Below are 13,534 nucleotides of genomic sequence, written 5' to 3'. Positions count from 1 at the left end.
AAGATGGATAGGACCATCAAAAAGATGGATAGAAGCATCAAAAAGATGGATAGAAGCATCAAAAAGATGGATAGAAGCATCAAAAAGATGGATAGGACCATCAAAAAGATGGATAGAAGCATCAAAAAGATGGATAGGACCATCAAAAAGATGGATAGAACCATTAAAGCGACCCCACCATTCAATGTAGAATCACTAACTACTATAAGATAACTATTTAATATAAAGGTGTATATTGATATACTTACATTAATTTGTATTTCAGTTAAAATAATTACATATTTTGCGTTAAATATGAAACAGATTGTTCATAGTTTATGTGTTGAAAGGGATGATTGATCGAAAATGCAAGCGACTCAAGTTGAATTGAGCTTACCGATAAACAGTGTGTTGAAAGATACATATAAAATAAAAGAAGTAATTGCTACTAGTAAATTGTCCTTTGTTTATATCGTGGAGAATATTAATGAAGGGAATCAACTAATTATTAAAGAGTTCTTTCCAAATGACATAGCTTTACGGGATTTAGATAATAAAACAGTTGTTAATCGTGTGCCTTCAACGAAGCAGAAGTTCGAGGATTTAAAAGCTATTTTTTTAAATGAAGCGTTAATTATGCAGCAAATAAATCATCAAAATATCGTCAAATATATGCACCACTTTGAAGAAAATGAGTCGATTTATATCGTGATGGAGTATTATGAAGGAACTTTATTAGATCAATATTTAAAGGATTTTCCTATTAATGATAGGGAGCATTTGTACACGAGTATATTCCTTCCTCTAATTGGTGCTTTAAGCTATTTACATAAAAAAGGCATACTCCATCGTGATATTAAACCAAGCAATATTATAGTAGATTCTGAAGGTAATCCATATTTACTAGATTTTGGTTCGGCTATTTTTAATAAAACTGCTGGGAATCATCAAATTTTCACTAGCCCAGGGTATTCTCCTTTAGAGCAATACTCGAATAAATCTGAGCAAGGTGTATATACAGATATTTATAGTTTAGCAGCAACCTTTTATTACTCTTTAACAAATATTATCCCAATGGATAGTTCACAACGAATAATCGAGGACAAAATTGAGAATGTGAGAAAATATAATGAGAAAGTGAGTGTTGTTCTATCTCGAATTATTATGTGGGGTCTGGCAGTGCATGCAAAAAAACGATGCTCCTCACTTAAAATTATGGAAATGGCCATCAATTTTGAAAATATTGTAAAAAAGACGAAGGGTTATTTCAAGTCATTTGATTCCAAATGACTACTTTAATAAATTAGTAGTTCTATAGTTCTGTTTTTGAGTTCGGAAAATATTTTTGAATAACAGCTTATGGACTACCTATTTTTACTCCATAAGCTGTTTTTTTAGTAAAAATAAAGAATAAATACATTTATTTCTATAAAAAAGTCATAAATTTTAACATGTTTATTTTTTACCATGAACCCAGTTAAATACATTTATTTTACAAAATGTACTAATGTAAATATTGACAATAAAATTAGATACTGTATAGTTACTTTGTGATACATAATGTCATCAGTGAAGTAAGTGTGTAAAATTATAGAATCATTAGGAATTCTAGTATTGAGTAACTGGTGTACATAATTACATACAAAATCATAAATAACTATTGATTCTTTGTCTGTAATTACCATTTTGTTACTTATTAGTTTCTTATTGGTTTATTTTATACGCAATCAACATATTTTATTTGCGACTCACTTATGACTATGCTTACTCGAAATTCGTTACAAAAAGGAGGGATGGCTGTATAATCATACGGCCGACTGAATGGAGATTATTAATCAAACAAACAGAACCATGCTCTTTGAGGAAATTAATCCTGAAAAAATGGATTTAATTACGCTTGTTGGAGATGTAAAAGGGATTGACAGTCTTAGTGATGAAAAAATTAAAGAAATTAATGAAAATCTTCTTGTTAAAAGCTTCGACGAGTTTTTAGATAAGTTTTCTCCGACGGTTTACTCATTCTACAATGCTGCTAACCAAAAGGTTATGTATACATTAAAAAAACCTGAAGGAATTCAAGATGACTGTATTTCTGAAATAGCAATTGACCAAAATAATGATTTTTTAAAGATGTTATTTACCCTCATTGATACGAAAAGAAGTCAGGGCATTGCGAACGTTGATTTTAAGTTTGAAAATTTGCTCGATATGATCTCTCCTAAAAAGGTTATGGACGACATTCGACAAGTCCGTAAAGAAATCCATTACCTATATGGTGAATATGACAAATTAGATGAAGGCGATCCCAAAAAATTGGATACAGGGGACAAGCTAAACCTGATGTTTGAAGTAGCTAGTAGAAATTACAATAATGTCATGGCGATGCTTCCTTTAGCAATTGAAGATATTAAAACACGTCTATTATTAGGTGCTAATCAGGATGAAGACGAGTCCGAAAAATTACAAATTGGGACACTTTCTATTGGCGACAGTGGTGAATTAAAAATCATTGAGGCACCACAAAATAATAGCTCGGAACTGATGGTTATTGAAGAAAATAGTAACTATGGTTTAAGCACAGTATTTGAAGAGGACTATGAGGCGATTACAGAATCACCATCCTCTTATGTCAAAGATTTAGTCGTAAGAACGTTCTCTCCATTGCCAGCTGTGAGAGCTGAATTAGATGTAGAGACAGAGGTACAAAACTACAATACTTACTTAGAATTCTATAAGGATGCTAAGGATGAATTTGTAAAAACAGTGAAGCCATTAGTTGAAAAACTATTAGGCGTAAAAATGTACTTTGATCAGTATGCCACTAAAAACAAAGGTATGCAGCCCTCGTTACTTGTAACGAACACAAAGTTAGATATGCTCGTTAAAAGTAATAATCTACCACGATTACGCACGTATTTAAACACAGTTAACTCCAAAAATGACTTTACAGATACAGTATGGTACGGAATTGTCCCTGCACTAGAACTAGAAGCTTCTGGAAAAATGAAAGTAAGTAGAGCTAGATTTAAAGGGAACGATAAGGTTGCCAAGCAAGATGGCAATACAATGGAATCGTTATCCATCCTTCTTGATACTGTGAAAGATTATAAAATACAGATTTTCTTCAACTTCATGGCAGAAGAAGAAACGACATTTAATGGAATTGCTACTGCAGGTATTGATCGCTTGATTGATAAATGCTCAGTGCTTATTCGAAAAGATTATAGTGAGTTTGCGATACCATGTTTACCGAACTTCACAATTATTCCTAAAGATAAATCAGGAGTAATCATTGATACACGAATGCAGACAACAGAAAATGGAGCACGATTATCTAAAGAAAAAGAAGATATTTTAAAACTTTGGATAGAGGGCGTTTATGTTGGTGCTAGCTATGTAGCGGCAGGTATTGTTTCAGCTTACCAATGTCCGGAATATTTGAAAGATTCTTTCAGAAATGTTCAGAGAAATTATCCTGGTGTACGCTTCGATATTGAAGCTGGTGATAACTCACTAAGAGCCGTTACAACAATGGCGAAAGAAATCTCAGGATTTACTAATAATATTAAAGATGCTATTAACAGTAGAAGCTTTGGCTTTGTATTCTCATCAGAAAATGCACAGCTTCAAGATAAAGAAATTAAACGTATTACAGTGTATAAAGCTAGAAGTTTAGCTATGGAAGAAGATGGATTCGATTCGATTTACAAAACTCAAGTTAGTACGTATATTGAAAGAATTTTACGATTCCAATCAGGTGACTTTAAACATGAAAATATCGTTCGATTCTTTAGTAATAATCCAAGTAGCCAAAAAAGCAAATGGGTTCAAGATAAAGGCTATGTAAACTCCGTTATTCACGATGGAGATGACATTGGCTACATTATCGATGAAAAAACAAGCACATGTCAGATTGACCTAGTGTTTAACGGTAATGTGAAGAATCTTGAAGTTATGATTACAAAGGCAAGTAGTGCTGTTAAGGCCTAACAAGTTTACACATACACTAAAATATTTTTTAAGTCGTATGTTTAAGATTTTTTCATAAATCTTTTAACATAAATAGAATCCTCCATTAATTGTAAGGTGAAAACATTACATATTTCTCCGTGCTTCATGTATTAGCATTAGGCATGGAGGAATGTATACAACAAGTTATACATTTTCACCCAAAACGATTTTTTGAGACGATTCAAACAAATTTCAGGAGGTAATGAGAATGGGTTTTGTATTAAAAGTAGAAGGATCAGAAGCAATTGAACTAGGGTTAGATAGCATTATGGCTGTTGAGTATGAAACAGATACGCCGAATGACTCTAACGCACGTTCTACAGATGTAGGAGCAACTTTAAAAATAAGAGGTAAAATTCTTACTGCAACAGATGGAGACAATTCTGATGACACGATGAAATTAGGATTATGGTCATTAGTTCCAGCTGAAAAGGCTGACTGTTACCGTAAAGTAACTCTAGAAGTTGTTTCAGCTGATCAAGTAGTAAGAAAAATTCATTTCCCAAATGCTTTCGTTGTTGACTATACAGAAAAGTATGGTGACACAGAAGGTATTGGTGAATTTTACTTATTCATTAAACAAAAGAAAGACAAAACAGATTTGGCAAAAATCGAAGGCGGCTACGCTGTCTAAGATTGCAGCTTGATAGCTATTCCACATTATCTAAGGGACTTTCATAGTTCCTTAGATAATTTTGAATAATCCTAATATTGGGGATGAAAAATATGAAAACGCATTATGAAACTTTAGGTGTCAGTAGAGACGCCACGCAAGCACAAATAAAACTAGCTTACCGAAAACTATCAAAAAAACATCATCCAGACGTGAGCGGTGGAAGCAAAGAATCAGAAAAGATTTTTTTAGAAGTGACAGAGGCATACAAAGTACTAAAGGATCAAGCCTCAAGAGAAGCATATGATGCTCGACTAGATGGAGCTAGTCAAAGTTGGGGCAAGGGACAGACATCAGAAAAACAGTCTTCGCGCCCACAGTCTACTGAAAAAAAGCCAGATTTTAATATGAACAATATTGAAAAGAACTTTGAGCATTTTTTTGGTTTTAATCCTAAAACAAAGGAAACGGGATCAACCCTTAATAAGAATGCAAAGAAAAATCCACTAGATACAACTGATTTATTTGAACGTTTTTTTAACAAGTAAAACGAAGCCATAGCTAGTATGGAGGAGTGTGATACCATGTATGGTCAAAATTCAATGGATGCATACACTGAAGATGCAAAGAAACAAATGGTTATAAAAATTATCGATATTATTATTGTCATAATCACCTTCTTTTTCATTCTATACGTATTTGTCATGAATCAGGATTTTATTTTAAAAACAATTATTGGACTAATGCTGGGCATACTAGCAATAATTTATGGCTCTATTAAGTATGAAGCTAGAGATAAAAATTACAATGTGACAAACAAGAAAATTCGAAAATTAGTTCTCCTCAATGATCGAGGAGCTGAAATAGATGAATGGGAAATCGGTGATCAAACGTCATTACTTATTGGGAAAAGTTCCGCTGACAATAAGGCAGATATCGATTTAAATGGTACTGAATATGAATCGCTTATCAACTATGAACATGCCGTATTAAATAATGTTTCAGGAGTATGGTACATAGAGGATATTGATTCGGTAAATGGTGTTGGTATAAAAAAGGCTAGTAAGCGCGTTAAAAACAGAATAAAACATGAAAATCCTTACCCAATAGGTAATGGAGACACAATATACATAGCAAATACACGGATTTTAGTGAAATAGAGACAAGTAAATTCGTAAACATAGACGGGGGATAGCGAAAATGAGTTTGATTAGATGCACAAATGGTCACATGTTTAGTTCCAGAAGACATAGAAATGTATGTCCGTATTGCAACGTAATGGTGGAACAGGAGCAAAGACCAAGTAGTCAGCAAACAGCTATAGCAGAACTAGATGATAAAACAATGCCATACCTTGGGGAAATGGATGGCATTGATCCGGTAACAGGATGGCTAGTTTGTATTGAAGGACCTCAAATGGGTCGAGACTATCGAATTTTATCGGAAAAAAACTTTATTGGTAGAGCTGAGGATATGCACATTCGTATTGTTGGAGACAATTCGATTTCTCAACGTAACCATGCTGTGATTGTTTATGATCCTAAAAAAAGGAATTTCTATCTGCTGCCTGGAGATGCATCAGGCTTAGCTTATCTTAACAATGAAGCGGTTTATACGCCAACAGAGCTAGCAGCGTATGATGTAATTCAGTTAGGCGCAAGTATGTTTCTCTTTATTCCCTTATGTGGTGTTCATTTTGAATGGGAAAACAACAACAGTGAGGGATGATGACGGATGGATGAGAAACTACTGCCATACATAATTGCACTTATTTTTATCGTTGTACTCTTTGCGTTATTAATCGTTAGAAACATGCTTGCGCAACAAAATGAAAAAACAAAAATAGCCATCGGAAATGGTCAAACGATTGGCAGACGTGATGAGCAGGATGATTATTTCTCTACAGCAGAAACGAAAGATGGAACAATCGCCGTACTAGCAGATGGCATCAGTGGTTTAGCAAACGGTAGGATGGCAAGTACGGTTGCTGTCAATACATTTATTGAAGAATTTAAAAAGCTGAGCGGTCTAAATGCCCTAGAAAAATTTTTTAAGGAGGCCGCTTTTGCAAGTAATCATATGATTGTCGAAAATTTAAATGGCTCGAATGGCGGGACTACATTAGTGGCAGCCGTTATTGATGATAATGGATTTCTTCATTGGGGAGCCGTTGGAGATAGTGTCATTACCATTTTTCGAAATGGAGAATTTAAGGCCATCAATCAAAAGCATATTTTTGAATCAGTGTTAACGGAGCGATATATATCTGGTGAAATATCTCAGCTTGAGGTGCAGGAAAATCCTTTGAAAAAGAGACTTATCAATTATTTAGGGTATGAAGGCTTTAAAAATATGGATATCGGAAAAAGTCCGATTCAGCTAAATAGAGGGGATAAAGTATGTCTATTTAGTGATGGTGTCTATGATACTTTAACAGAGGTTGAAATGGAGAAAATTCTCTCTCAGCAAGCTACTCCCTATGATATTGCTCAAGACATGATAAAAGCCGTTGAACAAAAACGCTTAAAAAATCAAGATAATGCAACCATCGTTATTTTAGAAAAAACATGGTAATTATTTTACATGTGTCTTTAAATGAGTCAGTAAATGAGGAGGAGTAATCATGAGAAAGGAAAATAGCAACTTTAAAACAAGCTTTTTATCCGAAGCGGGCTCATTTTTGCAAAATAAAGATTACTTTGCCTATACAGAGCTGGACGATGTAGCCTGCTGGGTAGCGGTAAAAGGGTTAGATTCTGATCAGGAAATAAGTAGTGCAGAGCTTGCTGTAAAGGCAATTTTAGAAAAATTCATGGAAAAGCCATCCATGTCCAGACGGAAAATTAAACAATACTTACAATATGCACAAGATATTCTTCAAGCACAAAGCTTAAGGGTGAGATTAAAGGCTAGTATTGTCATAGTCGTCTCGGATTACTCAAAGATGATTGTTGCCGTTGCAGGAAATTCGAGATTATATCATTTCCGTAATGGGACTTTAACGTTTAAAAGTACGGATCAAAGCTTAGCGCAAGAAATAGTGAATGATAGGAACCGTTCGCTCGATATTAGCCAGCACGAGGAAAGAACCAATTTACTAAACTATTTGGGCAAACCAAAAGAGTTCCAGCCTTTTGTTTCAAAGAAAATGAAGTTAATGGATGACGATGTACTAGTGCTTTGTACAGCCGGCTTTTGGGAAGATGTCAATGAAATTGAAATGGCAGATGCGTTGGAAGATGCAAAAGAGCCTGAGAAATACATTGATGTATTAGAAGAGGTCCTGTTAAGCAGGCAAAAGAAAGTGGTCAATAATTACACAGTCGCAGCGATATTTGCTAACAAGGTTTACCAGGAAACAAATAAGAAAAAAATGAAATACATCAAAATGATTGTAGCTGCATTAATCCTAGCTTTGGTCGTAGGTGGAGGCACGATTTTTTATCAGGCAAAGCAAGCTAAAAAAATGGCTGAATTAACTGTCGAGATGAAAGATCATGAAAAGAGCGGAAACCAGTATTTTCAAGATGGAACTTATGATAAGGCACTCCTGGAATATAGTGAGGGCAGAAATGCTGCTAAAAAATTGAAGGATCCAATACATAGAAATGTACTAGCGAGAAAATTAAGAGTTACCGATCTGATTATCAGTGGAGATAAAGCAGCGGAAGAAGGTAAATTTAACGATGCGCTTGAGCAATATGAAAAGGCTAAAAAAGAAGGAAAGCTTATAAAAGACTTTGGGAAAGCAGTAGTTGAACAAAGAATCGCTAATATGGATACCATTGTACAAATTGCTGAAGCTGTGAAAGATGGAGATTTTCGATTTGAGGCAGAGGATTACAATGGGGCTCTTGAAATGTATCAAAAGGCAAGAAAAAAAGCGCTGACAATTGCCTTTACTGGCGAACCTGAAATAAAGACAAAAATAGAAGAAGCAGAGGCTAAAATTGCTGAATTGAAAAAGGCCCAGAAGGAATTAAAGGCAGAAGGCTTAGAAAAAAGCGGAGATCAGAGCTATGCACGCCAAGAGTTTGGGAAAGCAATTGAATATTATACACTTGCACAGGAAATTTATCAGGAGACAGAGCTGTTGTCCAAGGTTTTAGGTCTTGAGCGAAAGGTTATGAACGCCAATGATAAATTAAATCCGCCTCCTCAAGCACCAGCTGCCGATGCAGCGCCACCTGATCAGGCAGCTCCGCCTACGAATGAAGGGACAGCTGCTAGTGAGCCATCTGATGCTGAAGTGATGAAAGAGGGAAAATAAATTGATAAAAGAGCTCATGATTGAACGGTTACGCAAAATAGAGGATTTAGAGCAACGTCAACTGCTAAAGGATATTGTAAGTGGCGTTTTTGTAAATTTAATCGACTATCAGGATGACATGAACAAAAAGCTTGAAGACCGCGTATTCAATGAAATAGATGATGCTGAGAATAGGTTTGATATTTATGTGACGTTAAGTTCTAGGGAGGATGTTGACCCTATTCATGAATGCTTATTCCCGATGCGACCAGCTGATTTAGAAAGTAAATCAATCAATAAAAAAAAACTGCTTGAATCATTTAAAAACAATGAACCTGCAGTGCTGTTCACCTTATTTTTAGCGTGTGATTCCATGCAAATCCAACAGTTACTTACAGAGCAGCGACGCTTTAATGGAAGGCTAGTAACGACAGAAGGACAAGTAGAGATTAAAGTCAGCCTTACTCAAAATCTGGACTATTTACAAGAGATGAACAAGCTATATCCGCTCTTCCAAATAAACGGCTTACCGTGGAAAACTATTAATCATCCATTCGTCTATAAATTTTTTAATGTCAATTTAGTAGATTGCCCGCCTTTAGATGAGGATGCTGAGATTACTGAAATAATCGTTGATTTAGAAGAGTATGAGGATAAGAAACGTATGAATATGGTTCCACTATGGAACATTGAACGCCATGAGGTCAAAAATGTCGGGTTTCCCGTCCCTGCTATCGATAAGGTGAATTTTGAACATGTCCTTTCTGTACGTAAAATCGGAAACGAGCATGGCTATCTTGTTGAGGCCGAAGAGGAAAATGTTCGTTACGTTAAACGCTCAGACAATGAATTAACAATTGTTTCACCCCAGGATAAGTCAGGGGTTTGGCAGCTAATCAAAATTGCAAAGATGGAAGATGACAAGATCGGGAAATTAAATTACGAGCTTGTATCAAATCGAAGAATCGAGCATTTTATACACAAATTCGCTAACAAGTATACGGCTACTGTTAAAACGAAGGGTGAAATTACTCGTATGATTAACTCCTTTGAGGCAGCTAATCGATTTGAGCTTGTAGATGTTGAAATAGTGGACTCTTTCTCGGGAACAAGCTTTACGCACTCCGCGAACACGTTCTTAACGGAAATGATAGGAGAAAATAATCATAGAAAAACGATGCTATTAAAGTTTAAGGCGAAAGAGGAAAGAAACTTTATCGCAAACGATATTTTAAGCTTCCTCGCATCAGAAGTGCAAAGACATTTCTTCGAATATGAATGTGTAGGTGTGTGGCTATGAACTATATTTGGGATTTGCTCATTAAAGCTGAGGATGAAGGACTTTCTAAAAAGGATATTTATTTTCATCTTGCCGAAGCCTATTCACCTTATATGGAACTAAGTCCACAACTATTAAATGCACAGTATGTTGACCAGCACGTTGAAGTAAATCCGTATTATCGCTATTACGGAATTTTTAATGGTCTCTTCCATCCAGATAATTCTGCGGATATTGAGTTTAGGAATTATCTTTTAGATACCGTATTGCACTTTTTAGCTGAAATTGATCGTATGCAGGGCATGAATAAGAGAGAGTTCTATATTCGCTTTATCTTAAGGGAAATCGAGGCCGATGTATTTGGTAAATTGGTGCGTGACAATATTCATGCTTTTACGAAAAAGGAGCAAGAAATAGTTGCACTCAACATGCTAAGACTGTACCGGACTGGTGAAGAGATTTACTTATTAAAGGATACGCTGAAAAGGCTCTTTAAAAATTGCATGATTTATGTGAAATCGGAGGACCAGGATGAGCTGCTTTTATACATCCGTCAAAAGCAGACAGAACAGAATGAGCGAAAGGTACAGCTTGTACAAGAAATTTTTCTGCCAATAGGCTTTCATATGGAGGTTTATTGGCAATATCATTTTGGCATTATTGATGCAGAGGAAACGATGAAGCTAGATCGAATAGCTCTTTACTAAATAGGGAAGAGGAGGGATTCCAATGACAACTAAATATTCATATAAGCTGTATGCCAATAAGCGTAATACAGAAAAGAAATATATGACCTATACACGAGTAGAACTAATGGAAATGACAACCTTCCAGCTTAGAAATATTTGCTATAAGGAAAAGCTTGTGACGGGGCTTATTAATACACTGACAAGAGACGAGTTAATCGACAAGATTTTAAGATACCGTGGCTCTGAAGAAAACCCTCTCATTAGAGAAAAAAAGGATGGGGGCTTTGAACGAGTAGAAGCGGCCATGCAAGAGTATTTAAAAACGCAGATGTCTGACAATGGTGACATTAAAATTCCTGCCAAAATGAGCTTATATAGCGGGATGAAGATTGATAAACCCGATCAGTATTTCTTGGAAACAGGCGGTTTTCTTGTTGAATCTAACGTACTGCTAGTCAATGAGCAGCTGGAACTTTGCGGCATTCTTAATATCCTTAAAGACGACGAAGTCCCAAATCAATACTATTTCGCTGCTGACCAAGCAATTGGAATCCGGAAGACAAACAATAAAAACTACAGCTTTATTTTTTTAAGAAAGCAAGATTCTGAGTATATCTATAAGACGTATTATCAGGAGACCCCACTTCCGCCAACAAATCTTCATTATTATAAAGTTCCAATACCAGATTTAGAGATGAAACAGCTGGAAACAACGAATGCTATTCTTGCGATTGACTTTGGTACAACAAATACAACGGCTGGTGTTTATTTAGAGAGCGATTATGTGTCCTCTCCTTGCAGTCATGATTTATTAAATGACAGAATTCAGCTAAATAGCATTAATTTTGTGCAATTTCCAGATCCGCTTCATCAAAACGAATGGATCGAAGTAGTGCCGACGGTCATGACTGTCGCAGATTGCTCAAATGCAGACCAAGTAGGCTATCACTACGGCTATGAAGCGTTAAAAATGATGAAAAAAAATAGCTATACATCATTGGCTACGAAATTCCAAGGTATTAAGCGATGGGTTAGTAACTATGCTAAGTTGGAAGAGGTGATGGATGCTAACGGGAATACTGCACTTGTTCCACGTAGCCAAATTTTAAGAGAGTTTATGCTTTATATTATTCGAATGGCGGAGCATCAATTTAAATGTCGCTTCAAGCATTTACATATTTCCAGTCCCGTTAAGCTGAAAACACAATTTTTAGATATGTTTCGTGCGATTTTACCCGAATACCAAATCGAAACTGAGCATGCTCTCGATGAAGGGATGTCGGTTCTTTATAATACAATCGCCAATCAAATAGAGAATGATAGTTTTCTCGATGGCAAGGAATATAAAGCGCTAGTGATCGATTGTGGAGGCGGAACAACAGACCTTTCTTCTTGTAAGTTTCGCATAGAGGACGGACATATTTCTTACAAAATTGATATTCATACTACTTATGAAAATGGAGATACGAATTTTGGTGGCAACAATATTACGTATCGCATTTTCCAATTTATGAAAATCGTTTTTGCCAACTATTATAGTCGAGGAAAAAATGATTATGATATCGATGCATTAATTGATATTCCAGGTAAGGATATTTATCGATATGTCGACGACCATGGCGTGGAAGCGGTGTATGAGCAATTCGAAAAAGCCTTTGTAGATGCCGAAAATATTATCCCTACACGTTTTAAGGAATATGAAAATCGCACACGTGATGAATACCTACGTGTTCGCAATAATTATTATTTCTTATGGGAAATGGCAGAAGAGATGAAGAAAGAATTTTTCCGCAAAACAGGTATATTAAGAAGTCGTTTCTATGCGGATAGCGATATGCAGCACGATAGTGATTTAAATGTCACAGCAGTAGATCGCTGGTGCCTGTCGTTGGTAGAAAACAATCAATTTAAAGAAGTTTATGACTTCCCAAATGTCTTTTTCAACATTAAAGAAATCAATCATCTCATAAAGGCGGATATTTATGATATCGTACGAGAGTTTTTAGAGGAATTTTATGAGAGTGGCATACTGAGTGACTATTCCATCATTAAATTGACGGGACAATCCTGTAAAATTGACGCGTTTCGCGAGGCTTTAAAGGAATTTGTACCAGGGCGCAGCATTGAGTTTAGACAAAAGGCTGAAAATATCGGTAAAGTTCCAGAGTTAAAGCTTGCTTGTTTAAGGGGAGCGCTGCGTTATTTAAATGCCAAGAAAATCGGCATGATTGAAACAGAAGTGACGAACCATGCGCCAGTTGTCCCTTATGCTGTCAGTGCCTTTACACATAATCGTCAGGAAAAATTACTGATTAGTAGCTTAGAAAGATTGAATCAAATTCACGGTACGATTTCTCGTCCATGGGGAGTAAAAGAGGTGGAGTTCTTCCTCACAGGCAACGACGATCACTCATCGTTTAAATACACTTACTTAAATCGTCAGGAGGATTATGCACCTGTTCTTTATGAGAATATTGCCATGCACTATCAAGATAAAATTCCGCAGGACGAAACGGATTCCATCACGAATGGAGAAGTGAAGTTCTTTGTCTTTGCAGGCGAAGATAATTGGGGCTTCCATGTTGTTCCAGTAGCACGAAAAGACGAACAGTTGTTTATCGGAAGCAAGGAATTCTTTGCCTTTGAAACCGATTTGTCTGAGCTGGATTTCTTTGATGGATTAAAGTAAACAGTGAAAAACAAGAAAAGAGGTG

Annotated in this window: 12 protein-coding genes; all 12 read left to right on the top strand. The window is 35.8% G+C overall.

Annotated features, from left to right (window positions below):
• A partial coding sequence (locus ACFTQ7_RS04025; protein WP_386827431.1) for a hypothetical protein occupies positions 1 to 190 on the top strand: 190 nt, incomplete at its 5' end.
• 155 nt (positions 191 to 345) lie between these two features.
• Entirely contained in the window at positions 346 to 1,269 is a 924-nt protein-coding gene (locus ACFTQ7_RS04020; RefSeq protein ID WP_386827430.1) for a serine/threonine-protein kinase, read from the top strand.
• Positions 1,270 to 1,800: 531 nt separating this feature from the next.
• Positions 1,801 to 3,969 (top strand): transcriptional regulator, encoded by a 2,169-nt coding sequence (locus ACFTQ7_RS04015; RefSeq protein WP_349660295.1) that lies wholly within the window; start codon positions 1,801 to 1,803, stop codon positions 3,967 to 3,969.
• A 229-nt stretch (positions 3,970 to 4,198) separates the two neighbouring features.
• On the top strand, positions 4,199 to 4,624 hold the full coding sequence (locus tag ACFTQ7_RS04010; protein ID WP_386827429.1) for a membrane-associated protease 1: 426 nt from the start codon (positions 4,199 to 4,201) through the stop codon (positions 4,622 to 4,624).
• An 83-nt stretch (positions 4,625 to 4,707) separates the two neighbouring features.
• Positions 4,708 to 5,151 carry a J domain-containing protein gene (locus ACFTQ7_RS04005; RefSeq protein WP_386827428.1) on the top strand — a complete coding sequence of 148 codons (444 nt, stop codon included), beginning with the start codon at positions 4,708 to 4,710 and terminating at the stop codon, positions 5,149 to 5,151.
• Positions 5,152 to 5,187: 36 nt separating this feature from the next.
• Positions 5,188 to 5,763 (top strand): FHA domain-containing protein, encoded by a 576-nt coding sequence (locus ACFTQ7_RS04000; protein WP_349660292.1) that lies wholly within the window; start codon positions 5,188 to 5,190, stop codon positions 5,761 to 5,763.
• A 40-nt stretch (positions 5,764 to 5,803) separates the two neighbouring features.
• On the top strand, positions 5,804 to 6,331 hold the full coding sequence (locus ACFTQ7_RS03995) for an FHA domain-containing protein (RefSeq protein WP_386827427.1): 528 nt from the start codon (positions 5,804 to 5,806) through the stop codon (positions 6,329 to 6,331).
• Positions 6,332 to 6,337: 6 nt separating this feature from the next.
• Entirely contained in the window at positions 6,338 to 7,177 is an 840-nt protein-coding gene (locus tag ACFTQ7_RS03990; RefSeq protein ID WP_197144210.1) for a PP2C family protein-serine/threonine phosphatase, read from the top strand.
• 49 nt (positions 7,178 to 7,226) lie between these two features.
• Positions 7,227 to 8,873 (top strand): serine/threonine protein phosphatase, encoded by a 1,647-nt coding sequence (locus ACFTQ7_RS03985; RefSeq protein ID WP_386827426.1) that lies wholly within the window; start codon positions 7,227 to 7,229, stop codon positions 8,871 to 8,873.
• Position 8,874: 1 nt separating this feature from the next.
• Entirely contained in the window at positions 8,875 to 10,152 is a 1,278-nt protein-coding gene (locus ACFTQ7_RS03980) for a normocyte-binding protein (RefSeq protein ID WP_386827425.1), read from the top strand.
• Positions 10,143 to 10,838: an iron-dependent peroxidase gene (locus tag ACFTQ7_RS03975; RefSeq protein WP_197144212.1), complete on the top strand. Its 696-nt coding sequence runs from the start codon at positions 10,143 to 10,145 to the stop codon at positions 10,836 to 10,838. Before ACFTQ7_RS03980 ends, ACFTQ7_RS03975 begins: the two co-directional genes overlap by 10 nt.
• A 22-nt stretch (positions 10,839 to 10,860) precedes the next feature.
• Positions 10,861 to 13,509 (top strand): molecular chaperone, encoded by a 2,649-nt coding sequence (locus tag ACFTQ7_RS03970; protein ID WP_386827424.1) that lies wholly within the window; start codon positions 10,861 to 10,863, stop codon positions 13,507 to 13,509.
• Positions 13,510 to 13,534: the final 25 nt, after the last annotated feature.

The organism is Lysinibacillus sp. NPDC056959 (genome assembly GCF_042674095.1).
Taxonomy (GTDB): Bacteria; Bacillota; Bacilli; order Bacillales_A; family Planococcaceae; genus Lysinibacillus; species Lysinibacillus zambalensis.
The sequence above is the reverse complement of the archived record's forward strand: the minus strand, read 5'-3'. Positions and strand labels throughout refer to the sequence as shown.